Annotated in this window: 21 protein-coding genes; 15 read left to right on the forward strand and 6 right to left on the reverse strand. The window is 54.3% G+C overall.

Annotation, left to right across the window (positions count from 1 at the left end; genetic code table 11):
- Window positions 1-112: 112 nt before the first annotated feature.
- From OCV64_RS09515 to OCV64_RS09545, 7 genes are all read left to right on the forward strand, one after another.
- Window positions 113-901 (forward strand): SDR family oxidoreductase, encoded by a 789-nt coding sequence (locus tag OCV64_RS09515; RefSeq protein WP_262669890.1) that lies wholly within the window; start codon window positions 113-115, stop codon window positions 899-901.
- A 1,024-nt stretch (window positions 902-1,925) separates the two neighbouring features.
- Window positions 1,926-2,954 carry a TRAP transporter substrate-binding protein gene (locus tag OCV64_RS09520; protein WP_186853517.1) on the forward strand — a complete coding sequence of 343 codons (1,029 nt, stop codon included), beginning with the start codon at window positions 1,926-1,928 and terminating at the stop codon, window positions 2,952-2,954.
- Window positions 2,955-3,072: 118 nt separating this feature from the next.
- On the forward strand, window positions 3,073-3,582 hold the full coding sequence (locus OCV64_RS09525; RefSeq protein WP_262669891.1) for a TRAP transporter small permease: 510 nt from the start codon (window positions 3,073-3,075) through the stop codon (window positions 3,580-3,582).
- 15 nt (window positions 3,583-3,597) lie between these two features.
- Window positions 3,598-4,887: a TRAP transporter large permease gene (locus tag OCV64_RS09530; RefSeq protein ID WP_374740895.1), complete on the forward strand. Its 1,290-nt coding sequence runs from the start codon at window positions 3,598-3,600 to the stop codon at window positions 4,885-4,887.
- Window positions 4,888-4,936: 49 nt separating this feature from the next.
- Window positions 4,937-6,223, forward strand: coding sequence for an aminotransferase class III-fold pyridoxal phosphate-dependent enzyme (locus tag OCV64_RS09535; RefSeq protein ID WP_240286626.1), 1,287 nt, complete (start codon window positions 4,937-4,939; stop codon window positions 6,221-6,223).
- 110 nt (window positions 6,224-6,333) lie between these two features.
- Window positions 6,334-7,536, forward strand: a complete 1,203-nt coding sequence (locus tag OCV64_RS09540; protein WP_262669892.1) for an aldehyde dehydrogenase family protein — start codon at window positions 6,334-6,336, stop codon at window positions 7,534-7,536.
- A gap of 319 nt (window positions 7,537-7,855) precedes the next feature.
- On the forward strand, window positions 7,856-9,175 hold the full coding sequence (locus OCV64_RS09545; protein ID WP_262669893.1) for an acetyl-CoA hydrolase/transferase family protein: 1,320 nt from the start codon (window positions 7,856-7,858) through the stop codon (window positions 9,173-9,175).
- A 314-nt stretch (window positions 9,176-9,489) separates the two neighbouring features.
- On the opposite strand, the gene OCV64_RS09550 is transcribed toward OCV64_RS09545, so the two are convergent.
- The 3 genes from OCV64_RS09550 to OCV64_RS09560 all read right to left on the reverse strand — a co-directional run bounded on the left by OCV64_RS09550 (window position 9,490) and on the right by OCV64_RS09560 (window position 12,031).
- Window positions 9,490-10,752, reverse strand: coding sequence for a sensor histidine kinase (locus OCV64_RS09550; RefSeq protein WP_147571126.1), 1,263 nt, complete (start codon window positions 10,750-10,752; stop codon window positions 9,490-9,492).
- A complete protein-coding gene (locus tag OCV64_RS09555) occupies window positions 10,749-11,423 on the reverse strand; it encodes a response regulator transcription factor (RefSeq protein ID WP_147571125.1) in 675 nt (224 codons plus the stop codon). Before OCV64_RS09555 ends, OCV64_RS09550 begins: the two co-directional genes overlap by 4 nt.
- 98 nt (window positions 11,424-11,521) lie before the next feature.
- The gene (locus OCV64_RS09560) at window positions 11,522-12,031 is read right to left on the reverse strand and encodes a hypothetical protein (RefSeq protein ID WP_262669894.1); all 510 of its coding nucleotides are present in this window, start codon (window positions 12,029-12,031) and stop codon (window positions 11,522-11,524) included.
- A 161-nt stretch (window positions 12,032-12,192) separates the two neighbouring features.
- Here OCV64_RS09560 and OCV64_RS09565 point away from each other — a divergent pair, with 161 nt between their 5' ends.
- From OCV64_RS09565 to OCV64_RS09580, 4 genes are read left to right on the forward strand one after another with little or no spacing between them, the layout of a single operon-like run.
- Window positions 12,193-13,173, forward strand: coding sequence for an ABC transporter ATP-binding protein (locus OCV64_RS09565; RefSeq protein ID WP_262669895.1), 981 nt, complete (start codon window positions 12,193-12,195; stop codon window positions 13,171-13,173).
- Window positions 13,170-14,033: an ABC transporter permease gene (locus tag OCV64_RS09570; RefSeq protein WP_147571122.1), complete on the forward strand. Its 864-nt coding sequence runs from the start codon at window positions 13,170-13,172 to the stop codon at window positions 14,031-14,033. Before OCV64_RS09565 ends, OCV64_RS09570 begins: the two co-directional genes overlap by 4 nt.
- On the forward strand, window positions 14,033-15,487 hold the full coding sequence (locus OCV64_RS09575; RefSeq protein ID WP_262669896.1) for a GldG family protein: 1,455 nt from the start codon (window positions 14,033-14,035) through the stop codon (window positions 15,485-15,487). Before OCV64_RS09570 ends, OCV64_RS09575 begins: the two co-directional genes overlap by 1 nt.
- Complete coding sequence (locus OCV64_RS09580) at window positions 15,474-16,883, forward strand: DUF4340 domain-containing protein (RefSeq protein ID WP_262669897.1); 1,410 nt, start codon at window positions 15,474-15,476, stop codon at window positions 16,881-16,883. The genes OCV64_RS09575 and OCV64_RS09580 overlap by 14 nt, the downstream gene beginning before the upstream one ends.
- 100 nt (window positions 16,884-16,983) lie before the next feature.
- Here OCV64_RS09580 and proS read toward each other — a convergent pair whose 3' ends face one another.
- Window positions 16,984-18,429: a proline--tRNA ligase gene (gene proS, locus OCV64_RS09585; RefSeq protein WP_186853168.1), complete on the reverse strand. Its 1,446-nt coding sequence runs from the start codon at window positions 18,427-18,429 to the stop codon at window positions 16,984-16,986.
- 185 nt (window positions 18,430-18,614) lie between these two features.
- On the opposite strand from proS, the gene OCV64_RS09590 reads away from it, so the two are divergent.
- From OCV64_RS09590 to OCV64_RS09600, 3 genes are all read left to right on the forward strand, one after another.
- Window positions 18,615-19,127 (forward strand): transcription repressor NadR, encoded by a 513-nt coding sequence (locus OCV64_RS09590; RefSeq protein WP_147571118.1) that lies wholly within the window; start codon window positions 18,615-18,617, stop codon window positions 19,125-19,127.
- A gap of 304 nt (window positions 19,128-19,431) precedes the next feature.
- Window positions 19,432-20,847 carry a GH25 family lysozyme gene (locus tag OCV64_RS09595; RefSeq protein ID WP_147571117.1) on the forward strand — a complete coding sequence of 472 codons (1,416 nt, stop codon included), beginning with the start codon at window positions 19,432-19,434 and terminating at the stop codon, window positions 20,845-20,847.
- 122 nt (window positions 20,848-20,969) lie between these two features.
- On the forward strand, window positions 20,970-22,028 hold the full coding sequence (locus tag OCV64_RS09600) for a PTS transporter subunit IIC (RefSeq protein ID WP_186853167.1): 1,059 nt from the start codon (window positions 20,970-20,972) through the stop codon (window positions 22,026-22,028).
- Window positions 22,029-22,073: 45 nt separating this feature from the next.
- On the opposite strand, the gene OCV64_RS09605 is transcribed toward OCV64_RS09600, so the two are convergent.
- Window positions 22,074-22,454: a hypothetical protein gene (locus tag OCV64_RS09605; protein ID WP_147571115.1), complete on the reverse strand. Its 381-nt coding sequence runs from the start codon at window positions 22,452-22,454 to the stop codon at window positions 22,074-22,076.
- A 778-nt stretch (window positions 22,455-23,232) separates the two neighbouring features.
- Entirely contained in the window at window positions 23,233-24,123 is an 891-nt protein-coding gene (locus OCV64_RS09610) for a LysR family transcriptional regulator (protein ID WP_147571114.1), read from the reverse strand.
- Window positions 24,124-24,390: 267 nt separating this feature from the next.
- Here OCV64_RS09610 and OCV64_RS09615 point away from each other — a divergent pair, with 267 nt between their 5' ends.
- Window positions 24,391-25,827, forward strand: a complete 1,437-nt coding sequence (locus tag OCV64_RS09615; protein WP_186853166.1) for an aldehyde dehydrogenase family protein — start codon at window positions 24,391-24,393, stop codon at window positions 25,825-25,827.
- Window positions 25,828-25,867 lie beyond the last annotated feature (40 nt).

Here is a 25,867-nt window from a genome sequence, read left to right on the forward strand (position 1 = left end):
CGGGGCATCAAGAAGTAATATCGCTGACTTTTAGGGCCGCCTCGGTCGTCACACGCGACGGCCGGGCGGCCCGCCCCTTTTGGGTGCTTAAGATGGAAAGGATGGACGGACCATGGAATTGGGACTGAAGAATAAGAGTGCGTTGGTTTTGGCCTCCAGCAGCGGATTGGGGAAGGCTATCGCAATGGAACTGGCACGGGAAGGAGCCCGGGTCATGCTCTGCGGTCGCTCTGAGGAGCAGCTGAAAAGGGCACAGCAGGATATCCTGAACGCCACTGGAAACGAGCCGAAATATCTGGCCGGGTCTATCACCGATCCCCGGTATATCCAGGAGCTGGTCCAGACCACAGTGGAGAAATGCGGTCCTATCTTTGCCCTGGTGAACAACAGCGGAGGTCCCAAACCGGGCCCCTTTGACTCCTTTGATGACCAGGCTTGGCAGGATGCCTATGAGCTGTGCCTACTCAGCTATATCCGGACGATCCGTGCTGTTTTGCCTTATATGAGGGCCAATGGAGGGGGCCGTATCCTGTGCTCTACATCCTCCTCTGTGAAGGCGGCGCTGAACGATTTGATCCTGTCCAACACCTTCCGTATGGGGGTGGTAGGGCTGGCCAAGACCCTGAGTCAGGAGCTGGGGCCGGACAACATTCTGGTCAATGTTATCGGTCCCGGCCGGGTGGGAACTGCCCGCATCGACCAGCTGGACCAGATCCGGGCTCAGAAGGAAGGATTGTCGGTGGAGGAGCTCCAGCATAAGGCATTCCACGACATTCCCCTTGGCCGGTATGGTCGGCCTGAGGAGTATGGGCGTATGGCCGCATTCCTGTGCTCTGAGGCCAATACCTATCTCACTGGACAGACCCTGCTGATGGATGGAGGTATGGTGAAGGCGTATTGAAATCTAGCGGATGAGAGCATAGGGAGCTGGGATATTTGATATCCCCTTAATAGGGGTAATTTTTTAGGCGCCTGATAACCTCGGCAGATACTGCTTTGGCGGTATCTGCCGAGGACTTTTTTGTCTACGCAGGTTCTGTCATGCTCCGCGTCTCGCCTTGCGGTGTGACCATGTACTCACTCTCGTTCTAGTGGATATCCACTGGATGCCCTTAGGGCGCAGGAGATATAATTGATTTGGATTTATCTAAATTATATATATTTTAGACGATAAATTTTATTGACATTGTCGCTTTGTATAATTATAATGTAAATATCTTATGAATAGCAAGCGCAATGATGGCGCCATCATTGTATTCTCACGGTGTGAGAATACAATGATGGCGCCATCATTGTATTCTCACGGTGTGAGAATACAATTCATGTTATAGCCAGAACCAAGAGGCGCAGCCCAGAATGGGGGACATAGGATAAATAAAAAAGAGTCCATAAAATAAAAATCTTTCGCAAACGACTAAGTCGAATGCTCAGTCTGTTCCTGATAGCCTTTAATGGTTCTGAATATTGTTGGAATTCCCTTCTAGGGCGTTGCCCTGACTAATCGTCAGTACAGGGCGGTGCTCTTTATCTGGTTTGACTGTTTTTTACACAGATCTTCTTTTTTACGGTTAAACTATTGTATGTTTCGACGCAATTATGTTCTTAAACATTTTGGATATCTGGCTCTTTTCACCTGCCATCAGTTTGGTAAAAAGGAAAATTTTCTTAATTAAATGAATTATGGCTTTACAGATAATTAGAAGAACTTACGTTTATAAAAATATAGTCTAAAAAGGTTAACAAAAATTGTAATTTTATTGATATAAAAAAAATAATATTTATTATCTGATGATATGCCAATATACGCGATGTAGTGTGGTAGCTTATGTGATAATAAATATGAATTAGATAGGGGTGGATAAGCCAAATAGTAAAATACATGGTCAAATAGGGAATCAAATTTGAGAAAAAGGAGAATGATTAAAATGAAAAAAAGACTGAGTTGTGCGCTGATTCTTGCTTTAACCACAGGTTTATTGATTTCTTGCGGGAGCAAAGACGGATCTGTTTCCAATGCTGGGGGAAACGGCGCTGCTGGAAGTGCAAAGGAAATTGTCCTGGGACATGTGTATGCCGAAGACCATAATATAAATCGTGCATCTCTTCAGTTTAAAGATTATATCGAAAAAGAATCTGGGGGTAGCATGACTGTAAATATCCAGCCCAACAGTGTTCTTGGTGGCGATGAGGATATGCTGGAAATGTGTGCGTATGGCACCGTTACATTGATGACGCCTTCTGTGGCCTCTTTGGAAACCTATGCGGCAGATTGGGGTGTGTTGAACCTCCCCTATTTGTATGACTCTGTTGAAGATGCGTTTGAGGCTGCTGATGGTGAGCTGGGAGACTATCTAAAGAGTACTTTGGATGGCACAGAATATATCTGCGTTGGCTTCAATTCCAATGGTACCCGTAATATGTCAAATAATGTGCGCCCGATTACTTGTATCGAGGATCTCAAAGGAATTAAGATGCGCGTAATGAACAGCAGTACATATATTAAGTGGATGAATGCTCTGGGTGCTAACGCTACCCCGATGGGTTTCAATGAGGTCTTTACCGGACTTCAGCAGGGAACTATCGATGGTCAGGAAAATGGAGCCGCTATTGCTTATACTTCTGGGTTTAACGAAGTGCAGAAATATTTCAGTGTAACTGAGCATGTATATGATATGAATGCAATCATCTGTAACCGTGCTTTTTATGAAAGTTTGACAGATGAGGAAAGAGAGATTTTTGATACAGGTATCCGTACCTATATGGAAGATTGGCAACGCAATACAGAGGTCAGCGAAGACGGAGAGTATATTGCTAAGTGGGAAGAAAGCGGTTGTGCAGTAAACTATTTGGAAGATGACAAGAAAGAAGCGTTCCGCGAGGCACTGACTCCGTTGTATGAGGAAGCAGAGGCAAACTTCCCTGAAGCATGGGAAGCCTTGAGCAAGTATCGTTAAACTTTGTGAACTTGAATTAGTGTTTTTAGATATGTAATAAATAAAAGAGTGATGTATTCTCTGGATGATAGAAATTCCGGAGAATACATACACTAAAATGGGTAAAAAGGAAAACGATATGAATGGTTTAAAAAAAATAACACATAGAATCAATAAACTGGAAGAAGTTTTTTTGGTAGCTACATTAGCAGTTTGTGTAGTTGTAATTTTTGTACAGGTAATTGCTCGATATGTGTTTAACAACTCGATTTCTTGGAGTGAAGAAGGCTGTAAGTATCTCTTTGTTTGGATGATATGGATGGGCACTGACTTTGCGGCAAGAGATCACTTGTGTATTGAGATTATCAGTGGCCGGGTTAAAGGTAAAGCAAAGTTAGTTTTGGATATCGTAGTGAAACTGATGTGGCTGGGGATCTGCCTGTTTTTTACATTTAATGGTCTGGAAGTGGTTCAGTCCATGATGCAACGCGGAAAAGTGGCTTCGTCTATTCCGTGGCTGAAAGTTTGGGTGGTTTATTTGGTTATGCCTGTGAGCCAAGGAATGCTGAGTATCCGGGTTATAGCACAGATTGCCGAAGACATCATGAAGATAATGGGTCGCGGGCAATTGGCTGACGGATCAGTATAAGGAGGACTTAGATTTATGGAGATGCAAATTCTAGTTCTGTTCGGAGTCTTTCTGATAACGGTATTCATTGGTGTGCCAATTGGCTATTCTATCGCGTTAGCTACCTTGGTGGTTTTAGCCGGTTTTACGAATACTCCGTTAGCGATGATTACACAGAATTGTGTTAGTGGAGTGAATTCCTTTTCGCTGATGGCGATTCCCTTTTTTATCCTGGCTGGCAATTTGATGAGTACGGGCGGTGTCGCAAAAAGAATCGTTAACTTTGCGGATACTTGTATAGGGTGGATTACTGGTGGACTGAGCTTAGTGACAACCGCAGCTTGTATGTTTTTTGCGGCGATTTCTGGTTCGGCTATGGCTACCTGTTCTGCCGTTGGTGCCATCATGATTCCTGAGATGGAGAAGAAGGGGTATCCACGTCCGTTCAGCGCTGCTTTGGCAGCCTCTGCCGGATCCATTGGCGTTATTATCCCCCCGTCCGTTCCCTTTGTTATCTATGGTGTCGTGACCGGTACATCCATTGGTGATATGTTTATTGCGGGTTTTCTGCCAGGCATCATGATGGGAATTGCGATTATGATTGCCTGTGTAGTGATGAGTAAAAAATATGGTTACCAAGGGGCGAGTTCAAAACCGACGGGAAGAGATGTCTGGATTTCTTTTAAAGACGCCTTTTGGGCATTGTTGGCACCTGTTATTATTTTGGGTGGAATTTATGCGGGTATTTTTACGCCAACAGAAGCGGCTGTCGTTGCGGTGGTATATTCTATTTTTGCAAGTGTAGTAATTTATCGTGAAATGACACTGAAACAGCTCTATGCTGCATTTGTAGATAGCGTACGGTTAAATGGTAATATTGTTTTTATGGTTGGTACTGCGACTGCATTTGCAAGTTACCTGTCATTGAAGCAAATTCCAGTTTTAATTGCGGCGTTTTTGACAAGCTTAACCAGCAATCCTATTATTTTGATGCTGATTATCAATGTGTTCCTTCTATTTGTGGGATGCTTGATGGATAATATCCCTGCGACTATCATTTTGTCACCGATTCTCCTACCTGTTGCATTGGAATGTGGACTATCAGCCGTTCAGTTCGGTGTGGTGCTCACCATGAACTTGGCAATTGGTTTTGTGACACCCCCTTATGGCTCTAACCTATTTGTGGCTACATCCATTTCTGGTGTAAAGATAGAGGCTATGCTAAAGTATGTATTGTGGTTCATTGGTGCGTTGCTAGTTGTTTTGATGCTAACAACTTATGTTCCATTCTTTACACAAGGTATTGTAGAAATGATCAATGGTTGATGACCTAGATAATGATTTTATTCAAAAATATTTTTAGGAGGAATTTCTTATGACTCAGCATGAGAGAAGCAAGGTACTCCTGCCCCCAATGGCGATGCACGCAGAGACAACGCCCTGTGTTGTAAGGGGAGAAGGCTGTTATCTGTATACGGAGGATGGCCGGAAGATTCTGGATATGGCATCCGGTATTGCCACGAACGCCCTCGGCCACTGCCACCCCAAGGTGATCGCTGCCGCTGAGAAGCAGCTGCATACTCTGATCCACGCCGGACATAACATTCTGTACTATGAGCCCTATACTACTTTGATGGAGAAGCTGGTGGAGAAGACCGGCAATAAGTACAAGGTGTATTTCTCCAACTCCGGAGCTGAGGCCAACGAGGGCGCCATGAAGCTGGCGAAGTACGCAACCCAGCGTCCTGTCATCATCTCCATGAAAAACGCCTTCCACGGCCGTACCATGGCAACCGCGACTATTACCACTTCCAACGCTGCCTACCGCAAGAACTACGAGCCCATGATGCCCAGCGTCTACTTTGCCGAGTATCCCTATCTGTTCCGGACTCCCTACAAGATGGAGGACGGCAAGTGCCCCAAGGAGTATTTCACTCAGTTTGATGAGATCTTCAAGAAGATCGTGGATCCCTCTATGGTAGCGGCGATCATGATGGAGCCTGTTCAGGGCGAGGGCGGCTATGTGGTCCCCCCAGTGGAGTGGCTGAAGTATGTCCGTGAGCTGTGTGACAAACACGGCATCATGCTGATCTTTGACGAAGTCCAGACGGGCTTTGGCCGCACTGGCAACCTGTATGCCTGGCAGACTCTGGGCGTAGAGCCTGACATTTTTACCTCCGCGAAGGCCATCGCTGGCGGCCTGCCCCTGTCCGCTGTCTTTGGCAAGAAGGAGATCATGGACAAGTGGGCCAAGGGTGCTCACGGCGGAACCTACGGCGGCAACCCCGTTTCCTGCGCGGCCTCCCTGGCGGTTCTGGAAGAGCTGTATGAGGGCGGCGTCCTTGAGAATGTGAAGAAGATGGGCGAAGTTGTCCGCGGCAAGTTCTATGACCTGCAGAAGAAGTACGATGTCATTGGGGATGTGCGCGGCCTGGGCCTGATGAACGCCATCGAGTTCGTTAAGCCTGAGGACAACGCTCCCGACGGGGCCCTGTGCGCCGCCGTCCAGGCTGAGGCTTTGAAACGTGACCTGCTGCTGCTCAACTGCGGCGCCGACCACAACAACATCCGCCTGATCCCCCCGCTGAATGTGGATGAGGCCACTCTGGATACCGTGTTCCAGATTATTGATGAGTCCATTGCCGCGGCACTGAAGGGCTGAGAAACTGATTATAGGATACAATTAGGAGGTCACTATCGTGGATACACAGGAATATCTGCAGTCGCTGGTAGACGCCGCGNCTGGCCAAGATGGCGGTGGAAGAGACCCGGATGGGGCGCGTGGACAGCAAGATCGCCAAGTGCAAGAACAAATCCAAGAGCACCTGGTGGCGCATGAAGGACCAGAAGAGCCGCGGGATCATTGAGCGGGACGAGGTCAACGGTATTATGAAGGTCGCCAAGCCCATCGGCGTAGTGGGCTGCGTCACCGCTACCACCAACCCCGTCATCAACCCCATGCACAACTCCATGTGCGCTCTGAAGTGCGGCAACGCCGTCATTATCTGCCCCCATCCCCGCGCGAAGGGCGTCGGCGTCCGGGCGGTTGAGCTGATGAACGAGGCGCTGGATAAGCTGGGTATGCCCAAGAACCTGATCCAGATTATTAAAGAACCTACTATGGAGCTGTCCGCCGGCCTGATGAAGACCGTGGATCTGTGCATCTGCACTGGCGGCCCAGGCCTGGTAAAGGTGGCTTACTCCTCCGGGAAACCGGCTTTGGGTGTCGGCCAGGGCAATGTTCAGGTCCTGGTGGACCGGGATGTGGACTATGACGAGGTAGCCAAGATGGTCATCGCAGGCCGCACTTTTGACAATGGCGTTCTGTGTACCTGTGAGCAGAACGTGATCTGTCCCAAGGATAAGGTAGATGAGATGGTGGCCGCGCTGAGAGCGAATGGCGCTTACTACATTGACAACCAGGCCGATGCCGACAAGGTCCGCAACAGCGCTTTCCCCGACGGCGTGTTCAACAAGGAGTGGACTGGCACCACGATCCAGCAGATGGCTGATTTGGCCGGTCTGGAGGGGATCCCTGAGGATACCAAGGTCCTGGTATGCTGCACCAAGGGCTATGCCCGTCAGGAGGTCCTGGCGAAGGAGAAGCTGTTCCCCATGCTGGCGCTCTTCACCTACGACACCTGGGAGGAGTGCATGGAGATCGCCCGGGCCAACCTGGAGATGGAGGGCATGGGCCACAGCGTGGTCATCCACTCCAACAACACCGAGCATATCGAGGCTGTTCCCACCGTCGTCAACGTGTCCCGCTATGCAGTCAATCAGGTAGGCGGCACCGCTCTGGGCGGCGCTATGGACAACGGTCTGAATCCCACCACCACGCTGGGCTGCGGCACCTGGGGCAACAACGCCATCAGCGAGAACCTGTGGTTCACCCACCTGATGAATGTGAGCCGCATTTCCTATAAGGTCCCTGATATGTACATCCCCACTGATGAGGAAATTTGGGCGGACTGATCTCTTTTATCAATATTAGAGTATTCTTGACCATAATAGTTCCCCAATTTCTTCTGTCTGGGTACTTTACGGAAAAGTCCGGCTTCATGTTAGCCGGACTTTTCCGCGTTAGAGAAATGAATGGTGTTTGTTGAAAAATAGGTAAAAATATTTCTGAGGCAGGCATGGGCAGCAAAGAGCTTGACAGATTGATTATACTTAAATGGGACAACAGGGGGCAGAATGTTTGGACCATAATGATATGAGGATCAAGGAGAGTATCGAGGCTCATGAGGCGCTTCAGAAATATTGCGATGTATATTTTGGAAGGAGAGAAAAGATGGTACAAAACTATATGAGTAAATTTGTTACTCCCGAAGTGGCGGCAAAAGCGGTTCGATCCGGCGACTGGGTAGATTACGGCTTTGGCGCGGGCTTTCCCGAACTGATGGACCGGGCGCTTGCGGCGAGAAAAGAGGAGCTGAAAGACGTCAAGATCCGGGGCGGCCTGGTGATCCGGCCCCGGATCGAGGTGGTGGAGCGCGACCCGGAGCAGTCCGCGTTCACCTACTACAGCTGGCATATCGGGGACTATGAGCGGAAGCTGCAGAGCAGAGGGCTGGTGAAGTTTCTGCCTATGATGCTCCGGGCCCTGCCGGAGCTCTACCGGAGCTATATCAGGGTCGATGTGGCCTTCGTCCCTGTGTCCAAACCGGATGGGGACGGCTACTGCGGCCTGGGAATTTCCAACTATGCCTGGCGGACGATTTTTGAAAACGCGCGTACGGTGATCTTTGAGATCAATGAGCGGCTGCCCAAGCTTCAGGGGGTCAACGGCTCCCACCGCGTCCACCTGTTGGAAGCCACGTATGTCGTGGAGGGGGTCCATGAACCGCTGCCTCTGCGTACCTATAAGGACCCCTCGCCGGTAGATATCCAGATTGCCCGCAATGTGGTGGCGGAGATCCCGGACGGGGCCGTGCTGGGGCTGGGCGTAGGCGGCGTTCCCTTCACTGTGGCCAAGATGCTGGCGGAATCCGACCTGAAGGACCTGGGCTGCTGGACAGGCACTATCAGCGATGCCTTCCTGGCGATCCACAAGGCGGGAAAGCTGACCAACGCCCGCAAGGAGGTGGATGCCGGTTACTCTACCTGGAACCTGGCGATGGGCTCTCAGGAGCTGTATGACTGGCTGGAAAATGAGCCGGAGCTGTTCTATCCCGGCGATGTGGACCATGTCCATTCCCCGGAACGCATGGGGAAGATGAGCAATTTCATCAGCATCAATGGAGGTGTTCAGCTGGACTTGATGGGACAGGAGAACGCCGAATCGGCAGGCAGCAGGCAGCTGTCCGGCATAGGCGGCCAGATGGACTTTCTGGAGGGCGCCTTCCGCTCCAGGGGCGGACGGGGCTATATCTGCATCAATTCCTCCAGGAGGGACAAGGAGGGCAATCTGAGATCCAACATTGTTCCCACCATTCCGGGGGGCAGCACCATATCTGTCCCCCGCACCATGGTTGAGTGTGTGGCTACTGAGTACGGCGTGGCCCATCTGCATGGCCTGTCTTTAGGCGAGAGAGCCGCTGCCATGGCCGCTATTGCTCACCCTGACTTCAGGGAGGAACTGCTTCAATACGCTAAAGATAACTTCCATTGATAGAGAAGAACTATCGTGATCTCTAGGGGCAGCATCATAGCGTTTCGCATACTCCATGCATTTGTCGTCTTGATGCGGTCAAGATGCACATACCATGGAGGAGCTTGGTATTGCTGAAATGGAGAGGATATAAGTTATGTTTAGTGATAAAAATGGATGCCAACTGACTTGAGAAAGAAAACGTAAAATATGGCCTTCACGCCCTCCGATGTGGCCCTTGCCCCACCGGAGGGCGTGATACTGTTTCTGCGCCCTAAAATACATATGTCACGCATATCAAAGTCCCTGTTCCTTATGTCTCGGAGAGCAGATGCTCATCTATGTACTGCGCTTTTTCTAACCTTTGGAAACTGTGGGATCACGACAGAGAAAGTGACTTGGCCGTTTTCACAGCGGTTGGTAATCCGGCCGCGGTGCCGGGACACGATTGCCCTCGCAGTGGACAGGCCGATCCCATAGCCGCCGGTAGCGCGGGCGCGGGAGGAGTCCGCCCGGTAAAAGCGGTCGAACCAGCGGGGCAACTGGGCGGTATCCGCCCCCGCGCAGGGGTTGGAGACAGAGAGATATATATTCCGTCCCCGCTGGCCCAGGGAGAGACGGATCGTTCCCCCTGGATCACAGTATTTGACCGCGTTGTCCAGCAGAATGGAAAACAGACGAAACATATTTTCCTGCACCCCACGGAGCTCGACAGCGGGTGGGATGTGGGCCTCCAGGCGTTTGCCCTCCGCCTCTGCCAGCGGCTGAAAGCCTTCTGCGCTGGCCTGAGCCACCTCGCTGAGAGAAAAGGAGGTAACGGCGCTGTCCTCTATGGTTTCCTCTGTCCGGGCCAATTCCACCAAGTTTTTAATCAGCTTGTCCATCCGGGTAATCTGTGCCTGGGCGCTGTCGATCCACTTTTGTTCGGTATTCGGCTGACGCAGCAGCTCCACGTCCGCCGCCAGAATAGCCAGCGGCGTTTTCAGCTCATGGGAGGCGTCGGTGACAAACCGTTTCTGCCGCTCCAGATTCTCCACGAAGGGTCTCACCGCTCGTTTGGACAGTAGCATCAGCAGCAGAAAGACGATTACGGCGCAGGAGATGGCCACGATGACAGTGATACGGAGGGCGTTATAGGCGAACTGGAGCTGGAGAAAGCAGTCCAGCACGACAATAGTGCTTCCTCCATCCTCATGATGAAATATGCCATAGCGGTAGTAGTTGGCATAGCCCCGAGGCCGGTCAGAGGAGAGGATCTCGTTGATGCTCTCTACTACGGCCTGTCGGTCGACGGCGGCGATATGGTCGATATCGACGCCCCGTACTTCCTGGTCGGCGGTCAATTCCACGATGAAATAGCGGGTCTCGAAGGGAGTCTCCTGGGTAATGTGGAACCCAAAGGCCGCAGCCGGGTCGTGAGTCTCCGCCGGGGCAGGGAATACGCCGTCGTTCTCATAAAGCAGTGTGATGGCGCGGTCCGCCCGGCTCGTGGCGGTGTAGTGGGCGCCAAGGCCAATGGCAGTGCACAGGACGGCCAGCGTCCCCAGCAGAGAGAGCATGGCGATGAGGAGGAACCTCCGGCGCAAAGAGCGGATCATGAGATCTCCTCCAGCAGGTATCCCTGCCCACGGCGGGCTACGATGCGGACATTAGCGCCCAGAGACTCCAGCTTCCGCCGAAGATAGGAGATATAGGCCCAGACCACATTGATCTCCGCCTCGCTGTCATAGCCCCAGATCCGCTCCATGAACCGCTCTGTGGAGATGGGGCAACCGATATGACACATCAGAAGCTCAAGCATCTGGAATTCCTTGCTGCCCAGACGGATGGAGGAGGGACCGCGGCGCAGCTCGAAGGTGGTGCGGTCCAGGGTGATGTTCCCAGCGGAGAGCAGGTCGGGGGTGTACTCCGTGCCCCGGCGGGTCAGAGCCCGCACCCTGGCCGTAAACTCGCCGGGGTGAAAGGGCTTGGGGAGATAGTCGTCCGCACCGCTGTCCAATCCGGCAATCCGGTCGGCCACTTGACTTTTCGCGGTAAGTAGGAGTACAGGAGTTGAGATGCCCCGGTCCCGGAGTGCCCGGAGGACCTGGAGCCCATCCAGCTTCGGCATCATGATATCCAGGACCAGACAGTCGTAATTCCCGGTCAGCCCATAGTCCAAGGCGTCCTGCCCGTCATGGACGATATCCACCGCATAGTGCTCCCGACTCAAGAGAGCCTCCAGAACGTCTGTCATCTCTGTTTCATCATCGGCGACCAAGATCCGCATTCAGATCCCTCCTTTTGGGCAGAAAAGCCCAAAGTGATACGCTCCACGGCTAAATTACCTCGATGCGGAGCGGCCATCCCCCTGCGCATGCTGTCCAGTCAGGCGATGTCCCGGCCCAGGTCCAGATCACATTGGATGGAGCCATCGTCACAGAGGACAAAGAGCAGATCAACCGCTTCCGTGTCCTCTTTGACCACCACATACCCCGCCCCCTCCTGATCGGTAGAGGCGTCAATGACAGTGCCCTCGGAGAAGGAGATGGTGATGGTACCCAGAGGACCCGACTCCTTATCCAGAACGGTCACCTCCAGAGTCATTTTCCGCGGAAGGCCGGAAACCCGCAGCTCCCCCCACTCATCCAGGGGATATTCCGCGCTTTTGTCACCCGCGGAGAGCCGGATGGACTGCTCGGTCAGGGGACTGCCGTCCTCCCGCTGAAAGCTGGCGAGGATGGTAAGGCTTCCTTCCCAGGTGTCGCCGGAGGAAGCGAGGGGAGGCGCGGAGGATGAGGAGGAATGGTCTGCCTCTACTGTATCAGTACACCCTCCGGAAAACAAGAGCAAAAATGTGAACAACAAGACATATGCCGTGCGATAGATCGATTTCAATTTTTCATACCTCCTGTCAGCCCGCCGTGTAGGCGGGTTTCTGCCTGCCATTGTAAAAGTCAAACTCAAAATCTACTTAAAAAAGGCGGCGGACCTTTTTTAACTTGGTTTTAAGTTCTGTCTTTATAATGGCTCCATTGAAAGAAAAGGAGGAAACGTCCTTGATCGAGATCGAACATCTCACCAAACGATATGGGGATATCACCGCGGTTTCTGATCTAAGCATTAGGATCGAGAGCGGACAGATCTATGGATTCCTGGGGCCCAACGGAGCTGGGAAGTCTACTACGATGAACATGATGACCGGCTGCCTGTCAGCGACGGAGGGTCATGTGAGAATCGGAGGATACGACATTTTTGAGCAGCCGAATCAGGCCAAACGGCTCATTGGCTATCTGCCGGAGCAGCCGCCTCTGTATATGAACGAAACCCCGGAGGAGTACCTGCGTTTCGTGGGGGAGGCCAAAGGGCTGCATGGTCTGGAGCTGAAGAACCAAATAGAGGAGGTCATGGAGCAGACTGGAATAGAGCAGATGAGGGGCCGCCGGATCTCCGCTCTGTCCAAGGGCTACCGGCAGCGGGTGGGTATTGCCCAGGCGCTGCTGGGAAACCCGCAGGTCATTGTCCTGGATGAGCCCACGGTGGGGCTGGATCCGCTCCAAATCATTGAGATCCGCGACCTGATCCGTGAGCTGGGACGGACCCACACGGTGATCTTCAGCTCTCACATCCTTTCCGAGGTCCAGACCATCTGTGACCAGATCATCATGATCGCCCACGGAAAGCTGGTGGCCTTCGACACTCCGGAACACCTGGAGCGTACTCTGATGACGCCAAACGAGATCACCATCACGGCGGAGGCGCCCGAGGACGAGGTCAAGGCCGCCCTGTCTGGGGTTCCCGGAATTACGGACATCGACTGGAGAGAGGGAGAGCAGGGCTTGGTCACAGCCTGCATCCACACCGGGCTGGAGCGCATCCACGAGGCATCTAGGGCTATCTTTTTTGCCTTTGCCGACAGGAGAATCCCCCTGCTGGAGATGAGCCTGAAAAAAGCCAGCCTAGAGGACGTGTTCCTGGAGCTAACGGAGGCATCTCCTCATGATGAAAATGGAGCGGAAGGGGAGGTGGAGCAGGGATGATAGCAGTATGGAAACATGAGCTGAAGAACTATTTTCACTCGCTGACAGCCTATATCTTCGGCGCTTTTCTGTTGGCCTTTATTGGGTTGGGCGCTCTGCGCTACAACATTCAGGCCGCGGTCAGCAATTTTGAGTTCGTACTCAGCTATGGCTGTCTGATCTTCGTGGTCATCGTGCCTATCCTGACCATGCGGGTCATTGCGGAGGAGCGCAGACAAAAGACGGATCAGCTGCTTTACTCCCTGCCCATTACCACGGTGCAGGTGGTCCTGGGCAAGTATCTGGCTCTGCTGGTGGTCTATGCCGTCCCCCTGTGTCTGATTTCCCTGTACCCGCTGATCTTCTCCCAATACGGGGACGTATACCTGCCCACCTCCTACGGCTCTATCCTGGCCTTTTTGGTCCTGGGGGCCGCGCTGATCGCACTGGGGATGTTCCTCTCCTCCCTTACGGATAACCAGGGCTTTGCCGCCGGCATCGGCATTGCGGTCATCCTGTTCAACTATTATAGCGTGAGCCTGTCTGAGTATGTGTCCTCCACCGCATTCGGGTCTATGGTGGCCATTTGTGTACTGATCCTGGCCCTGTGGGGGATCATAAGATACCTCACCAAAAATGAGACGCTGGCTTACGGCGTCAGCTTTCTCCTTCTGGCGGTCACCGTGGTCGCCTATCAGATGGATGCGGCCTCCTTTGAGGGTCTGCTCCCCAAGATCATGACACAGCTGTCACTGTTCGAACGCTTCTATGTCTTTGTCAACGGAGTTTTCGATATGACAGCCATTGTCTACTATGCTGCTGTGATCGTATTTTTCCTGTTCCTGTCGGTCCAGTCCCTGGAGAAGAGGAGGTATAACTGATGCGCAAGCCAAAACTTTTCCAATCGGCCCCACAGAGAAAGGGAAACCAGAACGCCTTTCGGGGCGGCGCCTATTCCATTGTCGTCACCGCGGTGGTGCTGGCCATTCTGGTGGCAGTCAATGTCTTTGTCTCCGCCCTCCCCTCCAACCTGACCAAGTACGACATGAGCGCCACCAAGCTCTACTCCATCACTAGCAACACCAAGGTGGTGGTCAACGCGCTGGAGGAGGATGTAACGATCTACTGGGTGGTCCAGTCGGGGAAAGAGGACGACGTAATCGAAAACCTGCTCAATAAGTACGAAAGCCTCTCTGACCATATCCAGGTCGTGAAAAAGAACCCGGACGTATTCCCCACCTTCGCCCAGCAGTACACCGACGAGACGGTGACTAACAACAGCCTGATCGTGGAGTGTGGGGATCGGAGCCGCTATATCAGCTACAACGATATCTATATCCAGGAGGCGGACATATACTCTTACTCCTACAATACCTCCTTTGACGGTGAGGGGGCCATCACCTCCGCCATCGACTATGTGACCGCGGAGGAGCTGCCCCAGCTCTATCTACTGGAGGGACACGGGGAGGCGGAGCTGCCCGCCACCTTCCAGGAACAGCTGGAGAAAGAAAACATCCAGGTCAATCCTCTCTCCCTGCTCACCGTGGACGCGGTGCCGGAGGATGCCGGCTGTGTCATGATCTACGGCCCGGATAGCGACCTGTCCCAGAAGGAGGTGGAGATGCTGGACGAGTATACCAGCGGCGGCGGCAAGCTGCTGGTCATGGCGGGCCCCACCCAGGAAGACCCTCTGGATGAGCTGTACGGGCTGATTGCCAGCTACGGTGTGACACCCAATGAGGGCGTAGTGGTGGAGGGTGACCGGGAGCACTACGCCTTCCAGGTCCCCTATATCCTGCTGCCCGACATGAACAGCCACGGGATTACCGATTCGCTGATCGAGGAGAATTACCTGGCCATCATGCCCATCGCCCAGGGACTGACGGTGTCGGCTGACGGGGAGGGGAGCGGAGTGACTTCCCTGCTCACCACCTCGGCCGCCTCCTTCAGCAAGGCCGCCGGTTATGACCTGGACACCTACGAGAAGGAGGAGGGGGATATCGACGGCCCCTTTGCTCTGGCGGTGTCCATCGACTGTGGGAATGGAGGTCAGATCATCTGGTTTTCCTCCTCTGCGTTCCTGGATGATATGTACAACGCCTATTCCTCCGGGGCCAACGGGGACCTGGCGATGAACGCGGTGTCCTCTCTGATTGGAGAGAGCGAGGCCATGGCCATCCGGAGCAAATCCCTGAATTACAATTATCTGACTATCAACGACGCTGTGTCCTCTCTGCTTCAGGTGGTGATGATCGGCGTGTTCCCCCTGCTGTATCTGGGCATCGGGATCTGGGTGGTCTTGAAGAGGAGGCGTGCGCAAAATGTACCGGTCTAAACGGATCGTGATTTTACTAGCTGTCCTGGCGGTGTGCTGCGTTGCGGCATTTGCCGCCCTCCAGGTACAAGAGCGCCAGGAGCGGATTGAAACCAGCGGAGAGGTCGTCCTGGAGATCGACAGTGACGCGGTCCAGACCCTCTCCTGGACCTATGAGGGGGAGACCCTGTCGTTTCACCGGGATGGGGACTGGCTCTATGATGGAGATGAGACGTTCCCCGTGGACGGAGAAAAGGTAGGCGAGCTGCTGGAGACGTTCCAATCCTTCGCGGCGGCCTTCGTCATTGAGGAGGTGGAGGACCCAAGTCAGTACGGCCTGGATGACCCAGTATGCACCATTACACTGGGTACAGGTGAGAACAACTACGAGATACTGCTCGGCGACTTCAGCGCCATGGATTCCCAGCGATATGTGTCCATTGGGGATGGAAAGGTGTATCTGGCCGCCAGCGACCCCCTGGACCAGTTTGACGCGGGGCTCCGCGACATGATAGACCACGACGACATCCCGGAGCTGGATCAGGTGACCCGGCTGCGGTTTGACGGGGTGGAGAACTATACAGTCACCTATGAGGAGGACAACTCCGCAAGCTGGTGCGAGGAGGACATTTACTTTACCCAGCGGGATGGAAAGACGCTCCCGCTGGACACTGGGCGGGTAGAGGATTACCTGCATAATATCAGCTACTTGGCCCCCAACAACTATGTGACCTATCATGCCACTGAGGAGGAACTGGCCAGTTATGGCCTGGATGAGCCGGAGCTGACGGTGACCGTGGACTATACAGCCGAGGACAGGGCAGAGGAAAAGGCCTCCGGTACTCTTATACTCCACATCAGCCGGGACCCGGAGGAGCGCTTGGCCGCCCAGGAGGCGGCAGATACCGGGGAAACGGAGGAAGAGGAGACGATTACCGCCTATCTGCGAGTGGGAGATTCCCAGATTGTCTATCAAATTACGTCGGAGGATTACCAGGAGCTGATGGCCGCTTCCTACGATGACTTGCGGCACCAGGAGGTGCTGTCCGCCGACTTTGGGGATATCTGGCAGATCGAAGTTACTCTGGAGGGGGCCAGCCATACCCTTACCGCCCAGGGCGAGGGCGAGGACCGGACCTGGCTCTACCAGGGGGAGGAAGTGGATATCTCCGCGTTCCAGGAGGCGCTGGAGAGCCTGAGTGCCGACAGCTTTACTGACGAGCGGCCTTCCCAGCGGCAGGAGATTGCCCTGACCGTCTATCTGGACAACGACGCATTCCCGCAGGTGGCGGTGGAGCTGTACCGCTGGGACGGCGAGCACTGTCTGGCGGTGGTGGACGGGGAGCCGGTCTCCCTGGTGGCCCGTTCCGGGGCCGTGGACATCATCGAGGCGGTCCAGGCCATCGTGCTGAACTGAAGCTCCGTCCGCCGGACAGACCGCGCCCCATGGGGCAAAAGGCATAAAATAGGGCCGCCGTTCTGAAAAACGGCGGCCCTGTTTTTCTGTATGCCAGCGATCAATAGGCCACGCCCCAGAGGATGGAGTGCTTGGCGGGCTTGCCGCAGCAGACGCATACGTCGCCCACCTTCTCCTGCTTCAGGGGCATACACCGGGAGCTGACCCCGGCCTGTTCCTTCATCTTCAGCTCGCAGTCCAGCTCGCCGCACCACATGGTTTTGGCGAAGCCGCCCTCAGACTCCATAAAGGCCTTGACCTCCTCCAGGGTGTGGCACACCTTGGTGTGGTCCTCCAGGTTCTTCTGGGCCCGGGCAAATAGTCCGTCGTGGACCGAGTCCAGCAGCTCCTTCACCTGGTCCTCCAACTGAGCCAAGGGGACAAAGACCTTCTCCCCAGAGTCCCGGCGGCAGACGCAGCATTGGTCCTTCTCCATATCCTTGGGACCGATTTCCACCCGCAGGGGCACGCCCTTCATCTCGTACTGGGCGGCCTTCCAGCCCATGGACTGGTCACTGTCGTCCAGGCCTGCCCGGATGCCGGCGGCCTTCAGCCGGTCCAGCAGGGCGTTGGCCGCCTCCAGCACACCCTCCTTATGCTGGGCTACGGGGATGACCATGGCCTGGATGGGGGCGACGCGGGGGGGCAGGACCAGACCGTTGTTGTCGCCATGGGTCATGATGATGCCGCCGATCATCCGGGTGGACACGCCCCAACTGGTCTGGTGGGGGTAGTGGAGCTGGTTGTCCTTGCCGGTGAAGGTGATGTCAAAGGCACGGGCGAAGCCGTCGCCGAAGTAATGGCTGGTGCCCGCCTGAAGGGCCTTTCGGTCGTGCATCATGCACTCCACAGTGTAGGTCTCCTCGGCGCCGTTGAATTTCTCCTTGTCCGTCTTACGGCCCCGGACCACAGGCATGGCCAGCACATTCTCCATAAAGTCGGCGTATACGTTGAGCATCCGCATGGTCTCTTCCCGGGCTTCTTCCGGGGTGGCGTGCATGGTGTGGCCCTCCTGCCACAGGAACTCCCGGTGGCGCAGGAAGGGGCGGCTGGTCTTCTCCCAGCGTAGGACGGAGCACCACTGGTTATACAGCTTGGGCAGGTCCCGGTGGGAGTGGATGACATTTTTGTAGTGCTCACAGAACAGGGTTTCGGAGGTGGGACGGATGCAGTAGCGCTCCTCCAGCTTCTCGCTTCCCCCCATGGTCACCCAGGCGCACTCAGGAGCGAAGCCCTCCACATGGTCCTTCTCCTTCTGGAGCAGGGATTCGGGGATGAGCATGGGAAGATATACGTTTTCGTGCCCGGTCTCCTTGAAGCGCCGGTCCATCTCTCGCTGGATGTTCTCCCAGATGGCGTAGCCGTAGGGGCGGTAGATGAACATGCCCTTGATGGATGAGTAGTCGATCAGCTCCGCCTTTTTACACACGTCAGTGTACCACTGGGCGAAGTCTACCTCCATGTCGGTGATCTGTTCCACCTGCTTTTTGTTGGGGTTCTGAGCCATGTCGTTTCAGTCCTTTTATATCGTGATATGAGATTGGAAGACTTATCTTGTCCATTGTATGGATTCCAAGCGGAAAAGTCAAGGTTTCCCGGAAAGTTCCCGGAAAAATCTGTGTCTGTGCCGTTGCGTACCTCTCCTCTCAGTGATATACTTACTGCATATGACAAGACAGGGGAGGGAGGGCTATGGACGCCCAGGAGAGAAGACAGGCCATTGCCCGACGGCTGGAGCGGGCCCGGAGCCCGGTCAGCGCCACTGCTCTGGCCAGAGAGTTTTCGGTCAGCCGTCAGATCATTGTAGGGGATGTGGCCATCTTGCGGGCCGGGGGCCAGGGAATCACCGCCACCCCAAGAGGCTATATGGTACAGAACGCGCCTTCCGGCCTGGTGCGGCAGATCGCTGTGAAGCACGACGGACAGGCCATGGAGGCGGAATTGAACGCCATGGTAGACCAGGGCTGCACGGTGCTGGACGTCATCGTGGACCATCCGATCTACGGTCAGCTCACCGGACCGCTCCAGCTATCCGACCGGTATCAGGTGGGGCAGTTCATCGCCCGGTGCCGGAGTCAGGCCGCTGCCCCCCTTTCCCAGCTCACCGAGGGGATCCACCTTCACACCCTGGCCTGCCCGGACCAGGGGGCCTATGAGCGGGTACGAGAGGCGCTGGCTCGGCAGGGCATCCTGCTGGAGCGGTGAGCTCCATCCAAAAGATACCATTGGCAGAGCCTGGCTCTGCCGTAGTATACTGAGACTGTCGAAAAGTGGTATAGTCACTTTTTTGAGAAAAGCCGCGCGCAGGGTGGGCCCCGAATCATTCCCAGCCCAACCCCCGCAAAAAGTGTTATTTCCAATGCGTATGTGGCCGGAAATGACGGCCTCAAAATTTATTCCGCCGCCTGCGGGCACCGGAATTCCTTGCGGGAGGGCTCTTTCGACAAGCTGAGTATACTGCACCTAACCCAACACTCACCACACTCTACGACAGACAGAAAGGAACGCTATGAAACACAAGACTCTGAGATCCCTTGCCGCCGGCCTGCTGGCCGTGGCTATGACCCTGCCTCTGCCCGCCTCAGCAGCCGGGACGAAGCTCTCCGACGTGCCCGAGAACTCCTGGTACACCGCCGCGGTGGAGTACTGCTGGGAGAAGGGGATGATGGAGGCCACCGATGCGCTGGAGTTCCTGCCGGAGGCTCCTCTAACCCGTGCCATGGTGGCCGCCGCCCTCTATCAGATCTATGACCGGCCCCAGGTGTCCCTGGAGCGGGAGGAGTTCGAGAGCGGGACGGAGGAGGACGAGGACCTGGACCAACAGGACCAGGCACTGACCAGTCCCTTCTCCGATGTGGACCTGGACGACCCCGATGCCGACGCCATCCTCTGGGCCTGGCAGGAGGGGCTAGTCACCGGCTATGATGACGGACGGTTCGGTCCCGACGACAAGGTGACCCGGGAGCAGCTGGCTGTGATCCTTTGGCATACCTTGGGGGAGCCGCTGTCCCAGGTGGCCGCCCCCTTCGCGGACCGGAAATCCATCGCCAGCTGGTCCATCGACGCGGTAGAGTGGGCCTGGTCCGTGGGTCTCATCTCCGGCAAGCCGGGCAACCTGTTTGACCCCACCGGCACCGCTACCCGGGCCCAGGGGGCGGTCATCCTGATGAATTACGACCTGTCCTTCATCCATGTACCGGAAACGGAGCCTGGCCCCATTCCAAGCAACGACTATGACAGCGGCAGATTTGTGGTCAAGAACGGCTTTTTGACCTATACGGGGGACGCCCCCAGCTACATTGGGGTGGATGTGTCCTCTCACCAGAAGCAGATCGATTGGACCCAGGTGGCCGGTGCCGGGGTGGACTTCGCCATGATCCGGGCGGGTTACCGGGGTTATACTGTGGGCAGCATCAACAAGGACGCCTATTTTGACTACAACATCCAAAATGCCCTGAGGAACGGCCTGGAAGTGGGCGTTTACTTCTTCTCCCAGGCTACCACGGAGGAGGAGGCACGGGAGGAGGCCCTCCAGCTTCTGGAGTGGATCGAGGGCTATGATATCACCTACCCCGTGGTCTTCGACTGGGAGGAGGTCAGTGACTCCGACTCCCGGACAAAGGACACCGACGGAGAAACGGTGACCAAATGCGCCAAAGTCTTCTGTGACATCATCGAGGAGGCCGGCTATATCCCCATGACCTACGGCAGCCCCTCCAAGATCTATGCTGGCGGCCTGGACCTGGCCCAGCTCCAGGACTGGCCCTTCTGGCTGGCCCACTACACCACCGGCTGGGTGCCCACCAGCTTCCGCTACCACTACCATATGTGGCAGTATTCTAGCAGCGGCACGGTCCCCGGCATCCCGGTAAAGGTGGATCTGAACCTGTGCCTCACTGATTGGTCGGACTGGGGAAAGAACTGAAGCCTGGATCCCCAGCCGAAGGAATTTTCTTGACAAACTGAGTTCACGCGCTATAATGGGCTGTACAGGTGTCTTGACACCTGTACAGCTTTTTTATTTTGTGTTGGAAAGGCGCGTTACGAATGAGAGAGTTTCTAAAACGGAAAAACATCGAGATATCCGCCAAACGGTACGGTATCGACGCCCTGGGGGCCATGGCCCAAGGCCTGTTCTGCTCCCTGCTCATCGGCACCATTATCAAGACCCTGGGCCAGCAGTTGTCCCTCTCCTTTTTGGTGGATGTGGGACAGTTTGCCTTTGATATGTCCGGTCCCGCTATGGCGGTGGCCATCGGTTACGCCCTGAAAGCCGATCCGATGGTCCTCTTTTCCCTGACTGCTGTGGGCTGGTCCGCCAACAAACTGGGTGGCGCGGGCGGCCCCCTGGCTGTTCTGTTCATTGCCATCATCGCCGCTGAGATTGGCAAAATGGTATCCAAAGAAACCAAGGTGGATATCCTGGTCACCCCCGCCGTCACCGTATTCGTAGGCGCGGGCCTGTCCCTGCTCATCGCCCCGCCCATCGGCGCCGCGGCCAAAGCTTTTGGTCAACTCATCCAGGACGCTACTGTTCTCCAGCCCTTCTGGATGGGGATTGTCGTAGCCGTACTGGTGGGGATTGCCCTCACTCTGCCCATCTCTTCCGCCGCTATTTGCGCCGCCTTTACCCTCACCGGCCTGGCCGGAGGCGCGGCGGTGGCCGGCTGCTGTGCCCAGATGGTGGGCTTTGCCGTCATGTCCTTTAAAGAGAACCGCTGGGGCGGTTTGATCAGCCAGGGCATCGGTACCTCTATGCTCCAGATGCCCAACATCGTGAAGAATCCCCGAATCTGGATTCCCCCCACGCTGGCCTCCGCCATCACCGGCCCCATCGCCACCTGTGTATTTCACCTCCAGATGAACGACCCCGCTGGCGGCGTGGCCTCTGGCATGGGGACCTGCGGTTTCGTGGGACAGATCGGCGTATGGTCGGGCTGGGTCAACGATGTGGCTCTCGGAGTTAAGGCGGCCATCACCCCCTTTGACTGGCTGGGTATGGCTCTGATCTGCTTTATTCTCCCTGCCGTCCTGTCCTGGTTCTTCTGTGAGATGCTGCGGAAGATCGGCTGGATCCGCGAGGGAGACCTGGTATTGCCTCAGTGATGGCAAAAAAAGAGGGCAGGCCCCACCGGGGCCTGCCCTCTTTTTTTAAAATGTAGCTGGCAGCCAGCCCAGTTCCTTCAACTGGCCCAGCGTATCCACTGGGAGATTGGAGGCAGTGCCACGCTCCAGGCGGAAGCACCAATAGGCCCGTGAGCGGGCAGGATAGCTCTCCTGAATGTCAGAACAGAGGAATAGTACCGTGTCTCCATCCCTTAATCCATGGAACAGGTTCCCGGTTCTAGAGCGGTCTCCCAAAATGATGGGATCGCCGTGCCGGTCAATCATAATATGAGAACCGTCACCAGCTTGGAGATACTGACCCCATATCAGGTTCCAGCCTGTGGCCTGCAAAACGCCAACCGCGGCAATCCCCAGGCAGGCCAGTACCAGCAGGGAAGCCAGCAAACCTTTCAGCGCCCTTTTCAATGTTCTTTCCTCCTCTACGCAGGAATACCCTCTACTTTATTAGACGAAAATAGAAGGGTTTTGTTTCACGCTAAGAAAAATTTTTCCATTAAAATGCCGCGTGACTGTTGGGACTCCCTTAGTTGGGATAACTTCTTAGGTATCTGGAGCCCCGACAGATATTACATCAGAAGTATCTACAAGGTTTTTCCGTCTATGCGGGTTCTGCTATGCTTTGTGTCTCATCCGGCACTATCTTATCCAGGATATACACGACCGGATGTGATGGGCCGTGCAGTCCTTGCGTCTGTCCGTATCCACATTGTCATGAATGGCGGTGTATCGGACGCCGAATATGGAGACCTTTCCCCAATGTTCAGTGGGTTTCAGCCCAGGCGGTTAAACGAATCTGGAGTATCCATCATCCACACAGAACTTCGGATTGGGTAAGTAGCGTTCAGCGGCGTACTGCTCCAGTATTTTCTTTTGGAATACAGGTTTTCAGCTTGCCCTTCGGAGCTTTGTGGGCCTAGGTGGAAACGCAGACGCTACCCGGATGACTCTGTTGTGGGACATTTGTGCCTCAGTGAGTTGGATTCCTGCGTTGACGTTTTGCGTTCAAGATGATTCGATTTGCAAATGGATCCTCCTTCTGAACATTTAATAAACCTTAATACAGAAAGAGGACTTTCGGCAACATTGCCGAAAGTCCTCTTTTTCCTCAGACGGAGATAGAGAGTGCCATCTTTCCGTGACTCGTCGAAAAAATCTGCCCGCAGGCGGCATAGGGGTCAGAATATCAAGTGTTGAGCGCGCAATTTTGAATGATATAATCGCGCACCTTCTGGGCGGCAGGAGAGATGGGATGGATCTTAGGATAGGTAAGGTAAATGGTACGCACGAACTCCTTCTCCTGATCAGAAATAGGAACGATATAGACCTTATCCGTATCCATGGCCGGTACCTGCGGCAATACGGACACGCCAAATCCCAACCCGACATACTGCAACGCGGCATTGCACTCCCGCACTTCAAACACAATATTAGGAATGATCCCATGCTGAGAAAAGACCTGATCCATATTGGACCGCAGGTTGCTGCTGTGTTCCAGCATAATCTGCGGCTCGTGAGCAAAATCATCAAAGGAAACAAAACTGTGGCCGGAAAGAGGATGGTTGGCGGGGACTGCCAGATAAAGTGGCTGACGGATAACCCCTACCGACTCCGCCCACTCGGCCTGATGAAGGCTGAATCCCAGATCCAGTGCGCCAGAACGGATCTGGTTCAGGATATCATAGGAAGCGCTTTCTGTAAAATGAAAGCGAATCTGGCGGTTTTCCTCCTGCTGATAAAATCCGTCCACCAGAGCGGGGATCATGGAGGCGGAAACGCTGTGAAAATATCCTAATCGGACAATCTGGGGGGCGTTGTTGGCCATCTGCCGCAGCACATTAGAACCGTCCTGCAGAAGAGTAAGAGCTTGCTCCACATAGGGAAGAAACTGCTGCCCATAGACTGTCTGAGTAACCTTCCGGTTTTCCTTCTGGAACAGCTTGACCCCCAATTCCTTCTCCAACTCATTGATGGCGTAACTCAAGCTGGGCTGAGAAATACACAACTGCTCAGCAGTGCGTGTATAGTGCAGGTTGTGTGACAAAACCTGAAAATATTGCAGCTGGAGCAGCGTCATAGTAACCCACCTTTCTATAAAAAGAATCTATTAATACATAAAGAATATTGGATAGATGGGAAATTGTCAAGCTTGGATCAGGCAAAGAGTAGTTAAAGATCACTGGTGTTGGGACTGCTCCTGACAGGCAGAGGTGAAATAATTATAGATTTTCCTCTATAAATCCAATTCAAAACAAGTATTAGACATAAGGTTGTGCTAAATGTTAAATTTAGGTTAGATAAAAGAGTTATTTACAGCAAAATTATCAAAGGAGTGTTGAATACTATGGCAAAAGAGATCACTACAGAACAGATTGAAATGTTGGAAGAAATGGTTGCCAGAGCCCGTAAGGCTGCGGCAATCATTGAGACTTACGATCAGGACAGAGTAGATCACCTGTGCCAGGCAGTTGCGGCGGCTCTTTATGATCTGAAGGTCTGGGCGCAGCTCAGCGATGAGGCCGTGGATGAGACCAACTTGGGCGATAAGGTGACGAAGCGCAACAAACGCAACAAGCTGAAGCTGATCCTGCGCGACTGTATGCGGAGCAGAAGCGTCGGCGCTATTGAAGAAATCCCGGAGAAGGGGCTGGTCAAATATGCCAAGCCAGTGGGGGTAATTGCCTCTCTGGTACCTACTACCAATCCTTGTCTGACACCTGCCGGCCAGGTAATCTACGCTATCAAGGCACGAGACGTTATCATCTGCAGCCCTCATCCACGGGCCAAAGTGGTGACCAACAAGTGTATTGACATCATTCGTGAAGTCCTGCTCCGTGAGGGCGCCCCTGCCGACATCATCCAGGGTATTCAGCAACCCTCTATCGCTCTGACTCAGGAACTGATGAAACGCTGCGATTTGGTTATCGCCACCGGTGGCCGGCCCATGGTCAAGTCCGCTTACTCCTCCGGCACGCCCGCCTATGGATCCGGTGCGGGCAATGCTACTGTGATTATCGATAATACTGCTGATACTCCTGAACGCCAGCGTGAGGCAGCGCAGAACACCCGCATCTCCAAGACCTCTGATTTCGGTTCCGGTTGTTCCTGTGACGGAAACCTGGTCATCCACGAATCTATCTATGACAAAATGGTAGACGCGCTTAAGGCCGAGGGCGGCTATCTAGCTAACGAAGAAGAGGCGGAGAAGCTCAAGAGTGTCATGTGGGACGAGATGGGGCACCGACTTCCCGGCACTGTGGCCATCAGCCCTCAGAAGCTGGCTGAGGCTGCCGGGTTTGAGATCCCCGAGGACCGGAAATTTATTATGGTCACGGGTGGTGGTATTGATCAGATTGGCAAAGAATACTTCTTCTCCTCTGAGAAGCTGACCACTCTGCTGGCTTTGTTCAAGTATGAGGGAGAGTTTGAAAATGCCCTGGACATGATGCGGGCCATCTTCGAAGTAGGCGGCAAGGGCCACTCCTGCGGTATTTACTCTTGGGATGACGGCCACATTGACCGTCTGGGCAAGGCGGCCCCTGTCTCCCGCATCATGGTGCGCCAGCCCAATAACAAAGGTAATGCCGGATCCGCCACCAACGGTATGCCTCCCACGTCCTCCATGGGCTGCGGGACCTGGGGCGGCAACATCGTTTCCGAGAACATTGCCCTGAAACACTATATGAATACCACTTGGGTGGCCCGTCCTATCCCCGAGGATATGCCCTCTCTTCAGGAGCTGTTCGGTAAATTTTATAAAGATGGCATGGATGAGGAGTGATCCGACTATTTTCCTGTGGTCATCTAACTGTTGAAAGGAG

It is taken from the genome of Muriventricola aceti (assembly GCF_025567565.1).
Taxonomy (GTDB): domain Bacteria; phylum Bacillota; class Clostridia; order Oscillospirales; family Oscillospiraceae; genus Lawsonibacter; species Lawsonibacter aceti.